The 14318-nt window shown below is 64.8% G+C and carries 18 protein-coding genes and 1 pseudogene; 10 read left to right on the top strand and 9 right to left on the bottom strand.

The features are described 5' to 3' along the window. From ABIB26_RS06820 to ABIB26_RS06775, 9 genes and pseudogenes are all read left to right on the top strand, one after another. Entirely contained in the window at window positions 1-936 is a 936-nt protein-coding gene (locus tag ABIB26_RS06820) for a type II secretion system F family protein (protein WP_354240765.1), read from the top strand. Window positions 937-943: 7 nt separating this feature from the next. Beyond that, entirely contained in the window at window positions 944-1828 is an 885-nt protein-coding gene (locus ABIB26_RS06815; protein WP_354240947.1) for a type II secretion system F family protein, read from the top strand. A gap of 620 nt (window positions 1829-2448) precedes the next feature. Then, the gene (locus tag ABIB26_RS06810; RefSeq protein ID WP_354240763.1) at window positions 2449-2724 is read left to right on the top strand and encodes a hypothetical protein; all 276 of its coding nucleotides are present in this window, start codon (window positions 2449-2451) and stop codon (window positions 2722-2724) included. 224 nt (window positions 2725-2948) lie between these two features. Further along, window positions 2949-3347, top strand: coding sequence for a cupin domain-containing protein (locus ABIB26_RS06800; protein ID WP_354240761.1), 399 nt, complete (start codon window positions 2949-2951; stop codon window positions 3345-3347). A 126-nt stretch (window positions 3348-3473) separates the two neighbouring features. Beyond that, complete coding sequence (locus tag ABIB26_RS06795; protein ID WP_354240759.1) at window positions 3474-3854, top strand: nuclear transport factor 2 family protein; 381 nt, start codon at window positions 3474-3476, stop codon at window positions 3852-3854. Between the two features lie 376 nt (window positions 3855-4230). Then, window positions 4231-4836: a DUF1326 domain-containing protein gene (locus tag ABIB26_RS06790; protein ID WP_354240757.1), complete on the top strand. Its 606-nt coding sequence runs from the start codon at window positions 4231-4233 to the stop codon at window positions 4834-4836. Between the two features lie 180 nt (window positions 4837-5016). Next, window positions 5017-5604, top strand: coding sequence for a DUF2182 domain-containing protein (locus ABIB26_RS06785; RefSeq protein WP_502913628.1), 588 nt, complete (start codon window positions 5017-5019; stop codon window positions 5602-5604). A gap of 14 nt (window positions 5605-5618) precedes the next feature. Beyond that, window positions 5619-5822 (top strand): annotated as a pseudogene (locus ABIB26_RS06780) (type II secretion system F family protein); the annotation flags it as partial. A gap of 123 nt (window positions 5823-5945) precedes the next feature. After that, window positions 5946-6425: an Hpt domain-containing protein gene (locus ABIB26_RS06775; RefSeq protein ID WP_354240755.1), complete on the top strand. Its 480-nt coding sequence runs from the start codon at window positions 5946-5948 to the stop codon at window positions 6423-6425. On the opposite strand, the gene ABIB26_RS06770 is transcribed toward ABIB26_RS06775, so the two are convergent. Further along, a complete protein-coding gene (locus ABIB26_RS06770) occupies window positions 6404-7201 on the bottom strand; it encodes a response regulator transcription factor (protein ID WP_354240753.1) in 798 nt (265 codons plus the stop codon). The two genes, ABIB26_RS06775 and ABIB26_RS06770, sit on opposite strands and share 22 nt — an antisense overlap. Window positions 7202-7411: 210 nt before the next feature. On the opposite strand from ABIB26_RS06770, the gene ABIB26_RS06765 reads away from it, so the two are divergent. Beyond that, entirely contained in the window at window positions 7412-8689 is a 1278-nt protein-coding gene (locus ABIB26_RS06765; RefSeq protein WP_354240751.1) for a sensor histidine kinase, read from the top strand. Window positions 8690-8718: 29 nt separating this feature from the next. Here ABIB26_RS06765 and truA read toward each other — a convergent pair whose 3' ends face one another. From truA to ABIB26_RS06725, 8 genes are all read right to left on the bottom strand, one after another. Then, window positions 8719-9609: a tRNA pseudouridine(38-40) synthase TruA gene (gene truA / locus ABIB26_RS06760; RefSeq protein ID WP_354240749.1), complete on the bottom strand. Its 891-nt coding sequence runs from the start codon at window positions 9607-9609 to the stop codon at window positions 8719-8721. A 33-nt stretch (window positions 9610-9642) separates the two neighbouring features. Next, complete coding sequence (gene rplQ / locus ABIB26_RS06755) at window positions 9643-10332, bottom strand: 50S ribosomal protein L17, sunset domain variant (protein ID WP_354240747.1); 690 nt, start codon at window positions 10330-10332, stop codon at window positions 9643-9645. Window positions 10333-10408: 76 nt separating this feature from the next. After that, the gene (locus tag ABIB26_RS06750; protein ID WP_354240745.1) at window positions 10409-11419 is read right to left on the bottom strand and encodes a DNA-directed RNA polymerase subunit alpha; all 1011 of its coding nucleotides are present in this window, start codon (window positions 11417-11419) and stop codon (window positions 10409-10411) included. 133 nt (window positions 11420-11552) lie between these two features. Continuing rightward, window positions 11553-11954 carry a 30S ribosomal protein S11 gene (rpsK, locus tag ABIB26_RS06745; RefSeq protein WP_018773682.1) on the bottom strand — a complete coding sequence of 134 codons (402 nt, stop codon included), beginning with the start codon at window positions 11952-11954 and terminating at the stop codon, window positions 11553-11555. A gap of 100 nt (window positions 11955-12054) precedes the next feature. After that, a complete protein-coding gene (gene rpsM, locus ABIB26_RS06740) occupies window positions 12055-12429 on the bottom strand; it encodes a 30S ribosomal protein S13 (protein WP_264354696.1) in 375 nt (124 codons plus the stop codon). Window positions 12430-12603: 174 nt separating this feature from the next. Next, entirely contained in the window at window positions 12604-12717 is a 114-nt protein-coding gene (gene rpmJ, locus ABIB26_RS06735; RefSeq protein ID WP_009358722.1) for a 50S ribosomal protein L36, read from the bottom strand. Between the two features lie 82 nt (window positions 12718-12799). Next, window positions 12800-13021: a translation initiation factor IF-1 gene (gene infA, locus ABIB26_RS06730; protein ID WP_011775571.1), complete on the bottom strand. Its 222-nt coding sequence runs from the start codon at window positions 13019-13021 to the stop codon at window positions 12800-12802. A 168-nt stretch (window positions 13022-13189) separates the two neighbouring features. Beyond that, window positions 13190-14230, bottom strand: a complete 1041-nt coding sequence (locus tag ABIB26_RS06725; RefSeq protein ID WP_354240743.1) for a P1 family peptidase — start codon at window positions 14228-14230, stop codon at window positions 13190-13192. Window positions 14231-14318: the final 88 nt, after the last annotated feature.

Below are 14318 nucleotides of genomic sequence, written 5' to 3'. Positions count from 1 at the left end.
GTGACGCTCCTGCAGATTGGAACAGGCCTGCTCTTCGCCGCGGTGCTGCTGCTCGGGATCGTGTTGATTGTCCCGGGCGGGGCCAGTGTGCCGCTGGACCGGCGGAGGCCCGTCCAGAACCAGTCCGACTCGCAGCTCACCCGGTTCGCCGGTTCTGCCGTGCATCTGGTGGACGGACTCTTCTCGCAACGGAAGGTCCGGCTCTTCAACCGGGAAGCCCTCGAGAATGCAGGGCTGCGTCTGAGCCAGGCCGATTTCTTCGTGCTGGTGGCGGCCGGGGCGTTCGTGGGGGCGCTGGCAGGCCTGGTTGTCGCCGGCCCCTTGCTGTCGCTTCTCCTCGTCCTGCTGGCACCGCTTGCCGGCCACCTCGTGCTCGGCCTTCTGGCGGGCAAACGGCGGAGCAAGTTCGATGAGCAACTCGGCGACACGCTCCAGCTGCTCGCCGGCGGCCTGCGGGCCGGGCACAGCATACTGCGCGCCATTGACGCGGCGGCAACCGAGTCGCAAAGCCCGACGTCGGAAGAGATGCGCCGGGTGGTCACCGAAACCAGCCTGGGCCGTGATCTGCTGGCATCGCTGACGGACACGGCCGAGCGGATGCGGAATGAGGACTTCACCTGGATCGCGCAGGCCATCCAGATCAATCGGGAAGTGGGCGGCAACCTCGCCGAGGTCCTGGACCAGGTCAACGAGACCATCCGCGAGCGCGGTGAAATCAAGGGGCACATCAAGTCGCTCGCGGCCGAGGGCAAGTTTTCCGCCTACATCCTGATGGCCATGCCGATCGGCATCGTCGCCACGCTCATGCTGGTCAATCCCGGCTACATGAACGTCATGTTCACCCATCCCCTAGGGTGGGGCATGATTGCGGCGTCGGTCGTCCTCATGACGATCGGCGGTCTGTGGATGCGCAAGATCATCGACCTGAAGTTCTGAGGCAGTGATGGATCCTGTGGTGCTTCTTGCCCTCCTGCTGGTGTCCCTGCCGCTGGGCTATCTCGGATGGTCCCTGCTGTCCGTGGACCGGAAATCGCAGCGCGCCATCCGGGGGATGCTCGCGCTCGGCACGGACACTGCCGGGCTCGGGGAGCGGAAACGCAGCAACCTGCTGGAGCGGATCGGCTATAGGCTGACGCCCGCCGGGTATGTCCGCAAACTCGACAAGCTGCTGTCCCTCGCCGGACGCCCCGCGTCGCTGCCGCTCGGACGGGTGCTCGCGGCCAAGCCGCTTCTTGGCATGAGCGGCGCAATGCTGGGCTTTTACATCAGCGCCAGCTCTCAGACGCCGATGCTCAAGCTGGTGGGGGTCTTTGTAGTACTGCTGGGCTACTTCATCCCTGACCTCCTTCTCTACAGCAAGGGCCAAGAGCGCCAAAAGATCATGCAGCTGGAGCTGGCCAACACCTTGGACCAGATGCTCATCTCGGTGGAGGCCGGCCTGGGCTTCGAAGGCGCGATGGCGAGGGCAGGCGAAAACGGCAAGGGCCCCCTCGCGGAGGAACTGGTCCGGACCCTGCAGGACATGCAGGTGGGCAGGAGCCGCCGCGAATCGTACCTGGCGCTGTCCCAGCGGACGAACATCCCGGAGCTGCGCAGCTTCGTCCAGGCGGTGATCCAGGCGGACACCTACGGCATCGCCATCAGCCGGGTCCTCCGGATCCAGGCCAAAGTCATGCGGGTCAAGCGCCGGCAACGGGCCGAGGAAAAGGCGATGAAGCTGCCCGTCACCATCTTGTTCCCGCTGCTCTTCTTCATCTTCCCTGTGCTCTTCATCGCCATCCTTGGCCCCGCCGTGATCAACGCAATCGCCACCTTCAGTGGCCAGTAGGCCGGGGCGGCCGGAGGCCCAGCCGCCCTGCGCGGATTGCCACAAGGAAAGCCGAAAGGTTTCCGCAGGAAAGCCCGCGGCGCGAAGCACCATCCTGGACAGGAAGTAGCGTGGTCGCATGCCCTTCTTAGGTGCCCCAGACGACGGCGACGCCAGCGCCGCCCTCTCCCCCGAGGCCTCTCCCGGCGGCGCGGGGCTTTCTGCTCCAGCGGGCCCGCGGCACACCAGTCATTCTTGGAGTCCGATGCCATGCCGGTCAAAGCCGTGTTAACCCTCGGGAAGTGTCACCACCAAAACCCGCCGGAGTGTCACCAATGTCCTGAGACAGAACTGTCACCGATGTCCTGCGACATAACAGGTTTAACAGGAGTTCTTCGTGATTAAAAGCCGCCACGCCCGGCGGTGGGTCAGCTGGTCTTCAGAGAGTCAGGGGTCGCCGACTTTGATATGGCCCTGCAAAATGGGGTGTCCGGATGCATCCCGCCTGTCGCCGGACCGCCCGCACTGCCGATTAACCGTCACGATTTTCATGGCGAGTCGAACTACACCCCCTGGCCCGCAACACCGGCACAACAGCGAGTTGTTTACTCACACTCTGGCAACCAGGTCTGAGTCGAACTGTGGACAGCGTCCACACCCTTCTCGAGGGGAAAAAGCACATGACCGGGGGAAACACTGTGCCCGCGGCGCCGATGATGCCGTCGACTGTCCGCTTCGTCGAGCGCCGGCCGAGCCGTTCGCGGATTGAGTGGGCACCGAAGATGATCATCGTGAGCAAAGGGCATTCCTTCGATGTCGCGGACGAGCCCGGGCAAGATGCCCATCGCCAGGTGATGAGCGGGGATAAACCATGGAAGTACCGCGAGGCTAAACGCGGAGATCTTGGGGTTGAGTAGGTTGGTCAGCAGTCCACGGCTCCACGAGCGCCAGGTGTTCGCTACGGCGGGCACGATCTTCGAGAAGACCCGTACGACGCTGACGGTGTGGTTCGCCACGGTCTGGAGGATGTTCGGGGACAAGGTCGGGGTCTCGGCGACCCCAGGGGCAGCGGGAGATGGAGCCGGTAGCGGTTCAACGTCAACGCGCTTCCTTGACGTTGACTTCCTGGTAGGTAAATACTGTGGTGCATACCACAGTTCGAGAGGAAATGAAGAACATGGACACCGTGGAGCACGAGAACTTTGGGAGGCCCAGCGAGACACGCACCTTTCCTCACGGCAAGGCCGAGATCTTGAACATGGGTGATGGCACCGTAGGCCGGCTGACCCTGGAGCCGGGGTGGCGCTGGTCGAATGACGTCAAACCGATCGCCGGAACGGAGAGCTGCGAAGCGCCGCATTTCCAGTACCACGTCTCCGGACAGCTGGCCATCCGGATGGACGACGGAACCGAGTTCGTCGCAGGGCCGGGCGACGTCACCAGTCTCCCTCAGGGGCATGACGCCTGGGTTGTCGGCGACGAAACGGTCGTCACGGTCGATTGGTTCGGTGCCACGAACTACGCGAAGGCTCCTGAGTAGCATCGATCCACCTTCAGTGTGGCGGTGATCTTGGTTTCAATTTCGGTGCCGGAAACCGATGGCTCCGAAAGCCCGCGCCGAGTATGAGCCGACTATGGACGGTCCTCCAGGAATCAGGTCAAAACCGTGGATGATACGGCTGCAAACGAGAATGTAGTTAACCGGCTGATCGGTTGTATTAACGACCGTCAAATTGAGATCATGGACGAGCTGTTCCACGACGATGCGGTAATGCACTGGCCGCAATCCGGAGAACTCGTGCGCGGCGCCGAGAACCGGAGGGGAATCTACAGCGCTTTCCCGCAATTGCCGACCATCACGCCGCGTCGGCTGCTCAGCGGCGGGGATCTGGTCGTCGCCGAGGCGTCGTTGGATTATGGCGGCCCAAAGTATGAAACGGTTTTCATCTTTGAATTTCGGGGCGGCAAGATTGCCAAGGAAACAGCCTACTGGAGTGAGGCATTCGAAGCACCACAGTGGCGCTCGCAGTGGGTTGAAAAAATCTAGAGACGGATCCGCGGCTGCGCGTTTCCACAGCCAGCTCCGGAATACTGGTTACCGTCGAAGAACACCGTGCCCTCGATCACCCGGACGTCGGATGCGCCGGGCCGATAGCGGATGAGGGCGGTGGCGAACAGTTTTTGCGCTGGTGTCGTGACTGCGGCGATCCTGTTCCTTCTCGTGGTGCCACAGTGGCGGACCCTGCCAGAGTCTCTTCGTCGCTGACTACAGGTGGTCAGGCTTGGCATACCGATTACTCTGATGTTTGCGTGTTCGGTTCCGCCGCGGAACCGGTTCCGCCAGTCACCGCCTGCCGTTGACACTGCTCAGGGCCGCGAGGAGACTTTTCTTTGGGGGGTGCCTCTTCGAAAGGAGCCCCAAAATGACGTGGCATGTCGAGGGTACTTATTTTGAGAATTGCAATTGCAACATGGTCTGCCCGTGTACGGCTTCGGGGCTGACTGCACCTGCCGACAACGAACGCTGCAACGTGGCCTTGGCCTTCCATCTGGACACCGGTGACGTCAACGGTGTCGACGTCGGTGGCCTGACAGTCTGCGTCGTGGCCGATACACCGGCCCTGATGGGCGACGGTGGGTGGAAGATAGCTGTCCTGATGGATGCCGCCGCCTCGGCCGAGCAGGCGGAGGCGCTCGGAGCAGTCTTCGGCGGCCAGCTCGGCGGGCCGATGGAGGGCCTGGCCCCCCTGATCGGCGAAATGGCGGGAATGGAGTCCCTGGAAATGGCCTACGCCGACGACGGGCATAGGCACCAGGTCCGGATTGGCAGTGCCGTCGACATGGCGGTCGAGGACTTCGTGTCGCCCCTGGACGCCACAGGCCGTGGAGTGAAAATCAGCGGGGTCGGATTCCCGGCCGATACCCTGGCGGCCGGCACGGCCAGCACCGCCCGGGTGGACGTGTTCGGGATGACCTGGGATAACGCGGGAAAGAACTCCTTCTCGGCCCCCTTCGCCTGGTCGGCTTAGGTGCCCGGGCGGAGCTACCTGACCGTTAGCCACCATGCCGGAGAGCTGGCGTTGATCGGGTGCGCCGCACTGGCGTGGTACATCACTTTCTCCGGCTTCGGGGGCATGTCCGCGGGCCCGGGGACGATGGGGCTCGGGCTCTTGCGGTTCCTGGCGGTGTGGACGCTGATGATGGCAGCAATGATGTTGCCGGCACTCGCTCCGTTCACGTCGACATATCTCCGGTCCATCCGTGCCGTGCGCAGCAGCCGTGTCAGGACCGCCCGGACGGCTGCCCTGATCGGCGGTTACCTTTTGGCATGGGTCGGGTTCGGCGTGCTTGCATTCGCGGCCGCAGCGCTGTCGGCGCTCCTGGCTGGGAACGCGGCGGATCTCGCACCCTGGGTGGGGGCGGGGGCGCTGGCGGCGGCCGGGGTCTACCAGCTGACCCCGATTAAGGATTTCTGCCTCAGGCACTGCCGGTCGCCGGTGGCATTCCTGCTGCACGTATCCGGATTCAAGGGCCGCCTACGGGATGTCCGCGTTGGCATGTACCACGGCGTGTACTGCGTCGGCTGCTGCTGGGGGCTCATGGTCGTGCTGATCGCCGTCGGTGTGATGAACCTGGCCTGGATGGCGGCGATCACGGTGGTCATCTTCCTGGAGAAGACATGGAAACACGGGCCCGCCTTCAGCAGGATCACCGGAGCATCGCTGATCGTCTTCGCGCTCTTCGTCCCGGCACACCCGGAGCTGCTGCCCGGACTCCAGATGACCGCGGGCATGTGAAGGAAGGCAGCGGCACCTACAGCATCGCCGTCAGCCGGGTCCTCTGGATCCAGGCCAAAGTCATGCGGGTCAAGCGCCGGCAACGGGCCGAGGAAAAGGCGCCGAAGCTGCCAGTCACCATCTTGTTCCCGCTGCGCTTCTTCATCTTCCCTGTGCTCTTCATCGCCATCCTTGGCCCCGCCGTGATCAACGCCATCGTCACCTTCAGTGGCCAGTAGGCCGGGCCGCCCGGCCCGGCGCCCCGGCCGCCCTGCGCGGATTGCCACAAGGAAAACCGAAAGGTTTCCGCAGGAAAGCCCGCGGCGCGAAGCATCATCCTGGACAGGAAGTAGCGTGGTCGCATGTCCTTCTTAGGTGCCCCAGACGACGGCGACGCCAGCGCCGCCCTCTCCCCCGAGGCCTCTCCCGGCGGCGCGGGGCTTACTGCTCCAGCGGGGCCCGCGACGGTGCAGGGTCCCGCGGCGGTGCCACTGCTCGTGGATCCGTCGGCGCTCCAGGATCTGGGTGTCCAGCTGGACAGCCCCGCCGTCGCCAAGGGCTTCGCCCGGGACTACGCGAAAATGTGGCAGCACCGCTACGGTGCCCTGTCCTCGGCCCTGGCCCGCGGCGACCAGGCCGCGGCCCTCGATGCCGTGCTGAGCCTGAAGACGTCCTCCGTGATGGTGGGCGGTGTCCGCCTGGCCCAGCTGGCCGGGGAACTTGAGGAAGCCGTCCGGGGTGACCGCATGGACCGGGCCAGATCCCTCCTGCAGGACGTGGCGGAACGCGGGAGCGAGACCGTGGACGAACTGCAGTTCAGCTACGTGCTCTGGGAGAGCTGAACCCGCTCCGGCGCCAGCCGGTAACCCACACCGCGGACCGTCTGCAGCCAACGCGGGTCCAGCGGGTCCTCCCCCAGCTTCCGCCGGAGGTTTCCGATATGGACTTCCACCGCCCGTTCATCGGATTCGCTGATGTACGCGTCCGCACGGTAGTAGTCACCCCGCACCACCCGGACCAGTTCGGTCTTGGAACGGACCGCACCGGCACCCTTCAGCAAGGCGTGCAGTAGGTCGAATTCGCTGCGGGTCAGCGTCGCGGCCGAGCCGTCCACCGTTACCGAACGGCTGTCCGGATTCAAGGCCAGCCCGTTGTGCCGGAGCACTGAATCGTTCACCGCCGCGGCGCTGAGGGCGGCTTCCGGGCCCGGCTCGAGCCGGCCGCCCGGCGCAGCGCCGGTGGTGTCCTGGCGTGGCCGACGCATCATCGCGGCCACCCGGGCACGGAGCTCGCGCGGCCGGAACGGCTTGGTCAAAAAATCATCCGCGCCGGTATGCAGCGCGGTCAGGGTATCGAGCTCATCGGTCCGGGCGGTCAGCATGACGACGTAGGCGTCGCTGAACTGCCGGATCTGGCGGAGCACTTCGTAGCCGTCAATGTCGGGCAGGCCCACATCCAGCGTCACCACGCTGGCGTCCCGGCTCCGGACGACGTCGACCCCTTCCCGCCCGCCGGCTGCAGAATGGACTTCGAATCCCGCCTGGCTCAGCACGGCTTCGACAAGATTGCGTACGTCTTCGTCGTCCTCTACTACGACGGCGACTCCCAGGTCAGTCATGGCCCCCCTCATGTCTGGTGCTCTTCGCTACCCAATGCCGGTGCATCGGCCCAACTTCTCGGCCAGCCCGCATCGGTATCGTCAGAATACCCACCCCGGCGGGCAAATATGGCTCTGGCGCAGAAACAGAAGCCACATTACTTAGTTTTGTGTCAAGTTCGTGTGACATCCGGTGTAAAAATGAAACAGCGAGGAAGGGGCGCTGCTTCATTGGGTGAACAACAACTGGTTCAGGGCGCAGACAATGTGATGGCGGCTTTTCCCGTCGTCTTAATTTCAACCGCGGTTCTGCTGATCGCGCTGACACTGGCTGTGCTGCCACTCGCAGCGCTGGTCATGCGGCGGCGGCTGCGCAGCCAGCGCAGACGGAGCCAGGCCCGGGAAGCCGGGCTGGAGTCGCTGCTCGCGGACAGCCGGGAACGCGAACGTCTGCTCAGCATGATCCTGGACACGATCGACGTCGGCATCGTGGCCCTCGACGCCACCGGCCGCCGCCTCCTGACGAACAGCTGGCAGTCGGAGCTGGAGGCCTCCGCGGCACCCGAGGGCTGTCCTTCGCCGGTGCCGGAAGCGGAACTGCTCCTCGCCGGTCACGCCCAGGCGGCACCCCTCCCCGTCGACCGGCGTCCCATCCGGCGCGCGGCAGCCGGGGAGTCCTTTGCGGACTACCTCGTGTGCTTCGGCGGGCCGCTCGGGGGGAGGGTGGTCTCCACCGGGGCCCGGCCGCTGACGGACGGCCACGGCGGTCCCGGCGGCGCGGTGGTCCTGTTCAACGAGGTGACGGGGCTGATGGAGGCACTGGCCGCCAAGGACGATGTTGTCTCCACCGTCTCGCACGAGTTCCGTACTCCGCTGACCTCGATCATTGGCAACCTGGACCTGGCCCTCAGTGACTCGGAGGAGCTGTCCGGGGCTGCGGTGCGCCGCATCGAGGTGGCGCAACGGAACGCTGAACGGCTGCTGGCGCTCGTCTCCGATCTGCTGATGTCCGCCAACACTGCTGTCCACGTCCACCCCCGGCGGACGGATCTGGCCGGCCTCGTGGAAGCCAGCCTCGGCTCGGCCCACGCCCACGCCCAGTCCTCGCAGGTGGTGCTGTCCATGGACGTTCCGGAACCGCTGTGGGCACACGTGGATCCGCTGCGGATCAGCCAGGCGCTGGACAACCTCGTATCCAACGCCATCAAGTACTCGCCGGGCGGGGGCACCGTGCGGGTCTCCGCCAGCACCGAGGGGGGCCGGGTGCGCCTTCAGGTTCAGGATGACGGAATGGGCATGACCGTTGCCGACGCCGAGAGGGTCTTCACCCGCTTCTACCGGAGCCCGGCGGTGCGGGAAGGTTCCATTCCCGGGGCCGGACTCGGGCTCTCGATCACCAAGGCAATCGTCGAGCGTCACGGCGGAACCATTTCGTGCAGCACCCGCCCCGGCCGCGGGAGCACGTTCACGCTGGAGCTTCCTGCGCAGGCTGGCCCGCCCGCCCCCTAGCAGGACCCGACAGGGCCCCTACGCGGCCCTTACAGGCGGCGCGCCCGGGTCAGCTCGGCCCGCGCCAGCAGCCCGGCCTCGGAGGGGTAGGCCACTTCCTCCAGCACCAGCGGGTGCGGGGCAGCCAGCACGGATTTGGCGTCCCGCTGGCGCGCCAGCAGCCTCTGCAGCAGCCATCCCGGGGCTTCCACGCCCTCGCCCACGAACAACGCCGAACCCACCAGGGAGCGCACCATGTTGTGGCAGAACGCGTCGGCCTGGACGGTGGCGACGATGACGCCGTCGGAACCGCGGGCAAACTCAAAGCGCTGCAGCTCCCGGATGGTGGTGGCGCCCTCCCGGGGCTTGCAGTAGGAGCGGAAATCCTGCAGCCCGAGCAGCTCGGACGCTCCCTCATTCATCGGCTCGACGTCGAGCCGCTCCCGGTGCCAGAGGGTCGAGGTGCGGCCCAGCGGATCCCACAGGGCCGGTCCGTCCGCGATCCGGTAGCTGTAGCGGCGCCAGAGTGCGGAGAACCGGGCGTCAAAGCCTTCCGGAGCCATACCCACGTTGTGGACCTCGATCGCCCCGGTAAGCTCCCCCAGCACCCGGCTGAGGGCGCCGCGGAGGCGGCGCAGCAGGGCAACAGCGGGATCCAGCTCAACGCCACGGTTCAGGCCCATCCACTCGGTCTCAGTGAGACCCAGATGGACCACCTGGCCGCGGGCGTGGACACCGGCGTCCGTCCGCCCCGCGACCGTGACCCGGACCGGGCGGCGGATCAGCATCGCCAGGGCCTCTTCCAGCGTGCCCTGGACGGTGCGCCGTCCGGGCTGGACGGCCCAGCCGCTGAACGCCCCGCCGTCGTACGCAAGATCAAGCCGGATACGCAAAAACCCGCCGCCCCCTCTAACGGGGGCAGCGGGTTTTCGGTCACTCATAAACACAAGTCTACTGCGACGAAACAGCCAAACCTACTCGGCTTCAACTTCCTGCGCAGCGTCGCCGCCGGCAGGTGCGAAGCCGGCGGCCTGTGCAGACTCAGCAGAGTCGAACCAGACTTCAGCGATGGTCGAGTCGTACCAGCGCGAGCCGGGAACGTGGAACTTCATGGAGTCCTCGTTGCCCTTGACCTCGAAGCCCTCGGGAGCCTCGTTGTCCTCGGTGGCGGGGTGCGAGCCGGCGAACTTGGCTTCAGCAGCTTCGGTCTTTGTAACCTCAGCTTCGGCGGGAGCTTCCTCGGCAACCGGGGCAGCCTTTGCGGCAGCCTTCGTGGCCTCGGCTACAACAGCCTGCTTGGCGGAAACCGGCTCAAGAACCAGTTCGATGACAGCCATGGGAGCGTTGTCGCCCTTGCGGTTGCCGATCTTGGTGATGCGGGTGTAGCCGCCATTGCGGTTCTCCACTGCCTGTGCAATGTCGGTGAACAGCTCATGGACGATGCCCTTGTCGCTGATCAGGCCGAGTACACGACGGCGGGAAGACAGGTCGCCGCGCTTGGCGAAAGTCACCAGGCGCTCAGCGTACGGCTTCAGTCGCTTGGCCTTGGTCACCGTGGTGGTGATCCGCTTGTGCTCGAACAGTGCGGCTGCCAGGTTCGCGAGCATAAGACGCTCGTGGGCCGCTCCGCCTCCGAGGCGCGGACCCTTAGCGGGTGTAGGCATAATATTTTCTCCTCATATGGAAGCCAGTGGGCTGCGCACACCGTGGTGCATCAGCCCGCCAGCCAGGATCTGTTTGTTAGAGTTCGTCGTCGCTGAAAGCGGCGTCGTCCTCTTCAATTGCTGCGGCGCGTGCTGCGAGGTCAAATCCGGGAGGCGAGTCCTTGAGGGACAGGCCCAGTTCAACCAGCTTTGCCTTGACCTCATCAATGGACTTCGCACCGAAGTTACGGATGTCCATGAGGTCGGCCTCGGAGCGCGCAACGAGTTCACCCACGGAGTGGATGCCCTCACGCTTGAGGCAGTTGTAGGAACGGACCGTGAGGTCCAGGTCCTCGATCGGCAGTGCCATGTCCGCTGCCAGGGCAGCATCCGTCGGCGACGGACCAATCTCGATACCTTCAGCTGCGGTGTTCAGCTCGCGGGCCAGACCGAACAGTTCCACCAGGGTGGTACCTGCCGAAGCAACGGCATCGCGCGGGGCGATGGCCTGCTTGGTCTCGACGTCGACAATCAGCTTGTCGAAGTCAGTGCGCTGCTCAACACGGGTCGCTTCCACGCGGAAAGTAACCTTCAGCACCGGCGAGTAGATGGAGTCGACCGGAATACGGCCGATCTCGGAATCGCCGGACTTGTTCTGAGCTGCCGAAACGTAGCCGCGGCCGCGCTCGATGGTCAGTTCGAGTTCGAACTTGCCCTTCGAGTTCAGCGTGGCAATGTGCAGATCCGGGTTGTGGAATTCGACGCCGGCCGGCGGAGCGATGTCCGCGGCGGTGACGACTCCCGGGCCCTGCTTGCGCAGGTACGCAACAACCGGCTCGTCGTGCTCGGAGGAAACCGACAGGCTCTTGATGTTCAGGATGATCTCGGTGACATCTTCCTTGACACCGGGAACCGTGGTGAACTCGTGCAGCACGCCATCGATCCGGATGCTCGTGACAGAGGCACCGGGGATGGAGGAGAGCAGGGTACGGCGGAGGGAGTTTCCGAGTGTGTAACCGAAGCCCGGCTCCAGCGGTTCAATAATGAAACGGGAGCGGTTATCGGAGACGACCTCTTCGGAGAGGGTGGGGCGCTGTGCAATGAGCACTTAGGTTTTCCTTTCGGCGAGCATCCGCTATATGACGCAACACAGGTGGTGGAAAGTCGGTCTGACGACTTAACGCGGCTGGGCCTGCCCGGACCGGTGAGGGTCCGGGCAAGCTCCTGAGCGCTGGAAAGCCTTAGACGCGGCGGCGCTTCGGCGGACGGCAGCCGTTGTGGGCGCTGGGGGTTACATCCTGGATGGATCCAACCTCGAGGCCAGCGGCCTGCAGTGAACGGATGGCGGTTTCGCGTCCGGAACCCGGTCCCTTGACGAATACGTCAACCTTGCGCATGCCGTGCTCCTGTGCACGCTTTGCAGCGGCTTCGGCAGCCATCTGGGCAGCGAACGGGGTGGACTTACGCGAGCCCTTGAAGCCAACCTCACCGGACGAAGCCCAGGAGATGACAGCACCGTTCGGATCCGTGATGGAAACGATGGTGTTGTTAAAGGTGCTCTTGATGTGCGCCTGGCCCAGCGCGATATTCTTTTTGTCCTTCTTACGCGGCTTGCGAACCGCGCCACGAGTCTTCGGGGGCATTTTTTCTCCTACAGAAAGTTATCGGGGGAAGCGATCGCTTGTTCCCTCATTTGCCGGGTTCCTTGAAATCGCGCCAGCGATTTCAAGGGGCAAATGGGATTTAGCGAGTCTTCTTCTTGCCGGCGACGGTACGCTTCGGACCCTTGCGGGTACGTGCGTTGGTCTTCGTACGCTGTCCGCGTACGGGGAGGCCCTTGCGGTGGCGCAGGCCTTCGTAGCTGCCGATCTCAACCTTGCGGCGGATGTCAGCGGCCACCTCGCGGCGAAGGTCACCCTCAACCTTGTAGTTGCCTTCAATGTAGTCACGCAGCTGGACCAGCTCGGCGTCGGACAGGTCCTTGACCCGAACGTCGGCGCTGATGCCGGTGGCAGCCAGGGTTTCGTGTGCACGGGTCTTGCCGACGCCGTAGATGTAAGTAAGCGCAATTTCCAACCGCTTTTCGCGGGGAATGTCTACGCCAGCGAGACGAGCCATAGTGGCAGTGCTCCTTGAATAAACCGGAGGTCGTAGGCAGTACACCCGCACATTCCGTGCGGCCCCAGCCTCCGACCGGGGGTTAGCTGTACGGGCCCATATGTCCCAGATCAGCTTGTGCTGCCTTTATTTACTTGCGTGGGTTAGCAACCCAGGGTTTTCCCGGCAGGGAAATTAGCCCTGGCGCTGCTTGTGGCGCGGGTTCTCGCAGATCACCATGACCCGGCCATTACGGCGGATCACTTTGCACTTTTCGCAGATCTGCTTGACGCTCGGCTTGACCTTCATGGCGTTCCTTTGCGTGTTGCAGTTGGTCAGCTGGACCGGCCTTCGGCTGTTGCCCTGGCCGCCCAGTGTTTACTTGTAGCGTTTACTTGTAGCGGTAGACGATACGACCACGTGTCAGGTCGTACGGGCTCAGCTCCACCACTACCCGGTCCTCAGGGAGAATCCTGATGTAGTGCTGGCGCATCTTTCCAGAGATGTGTGCCAGAACGACGTGCTTGTTGGTGAGCTCAACGCGAAACATCGCGTTGGGCAGCGCCTCAGTCACAACGCCCTCGATCTCAATGACCCCGTCCTTCTTGGCCATACCCTCCGCTAACTGTTGTTTGCCACAGCCCTCCGGCTTGCACCGAAAATGACCGCGGACGTTTTTGATTGATTGGCTGATGCCTCCCGGCCCACAAAGGGCACAACAGGGCAGACAACCAACAGGCAACATTACGCCATCTCGGGACGAATGTTAAATCCAGCAATGCTAGCGCACAACGTCTCCGTATGCACGAAAATCGCCGTCCGGAGTGCTCACAGCCTCCGCGCTGGCGATCCCGTCGAGAATGGCCAGGCGGACGACGTCGGCTGCCGCACTCTGCAGGGTGATGAGACTCACCTGCCGGGCGGCTTCGCTGCTGCGGTCCAGGGCCAGGTCTCCGGTGGCCAGACAGAAGACCGTGTCCCCGTCCGCCAGGGTGTGGCTCGGGTTCAGCGCCCGGGCCAGCCCGGCGTGCGCCGCCGACGCCGTCCGCTTGCATTCGGCCTTGTCCAGGATGGCGTTCGTGGCGACGACGACAAGGGTTGTGTTGAGGGGCGGGGGTTGTGACGGTCCCCCGCCGCTGACCGCGGTTTCCGCCGCAGCGGCCGAAACCCTCGGCGTGCTCGCTCGTGCCTCGCTTAGACGCACGCTGCCGGGTTCCGTCAGCTGCGTCGATGTGCCAAACGGCAGTCCCAGCGCGTTGACCACTGCTAGTGCCCCTACAACCACAGGACCCTCGCCGGAGATGTTTTCGAGGGTGATGGAGGCGGTGCCCACTCCCCCCTTGTACGTCCCCCGGCCGATTGCCGCTCCGGTGCCGGCACCGACGTTGCCGCGTTCGACGTCGTGCCCGTTCTCGCGCGCGGCGGCATCTGCGGTGGCGGCGTAGCCCATGGCCGCATCCGGACGCGCCGCGAAGTCCCCGCCGCGGCCGAGATCGAAGATCGCCGCGGCCGGCACGATCGGGACCACGCCGCCCTTCACGGGGAAGCCGCGGCCGTCCTCCTCGCACCAGCGCTGGGCGCCGTGGGCTGCCACCAGTCCGTAAGCGCTGCCGCCGGTGAGCACCACGGCATCCACGCGGGACGTCAGCGTGGTGGGGTCCAGCGCGTCGGTCTCATGTGTTCCGGGACCCCCGCCGCGCACATCCACGGAACCGACTGTCCCGGGCGGGGGCAGCACCACGGTCACTCCGCTCTGCCAGCCGCCCCCGGTTTTCGTGGCATGCCCCACCCGTACTCCCGGCACATCGGTAATCGCAGTCATGGCTCCATTGTGCCCTTCGGCCCGCCGGCATCCCCCATCTGACTGCCGGAGCCCCCAACTGACCCGCAGTTGTTGTCGTTATGAGCCC

Source organism: Arthrobacter sp. UYEF20, assembly GCF_040546335.1.
In the GTDB taxonomy this organism is placed as follows: Bacteria; Actinomycetota; Actinomycetes; order Actinomycetales; family Micrococcaceae; genus Arthrobacter.
Note: the sequence above shows the minus strand (reverse complement) of the source record. Positions and strands in the feature narration are given on the sequence as shown.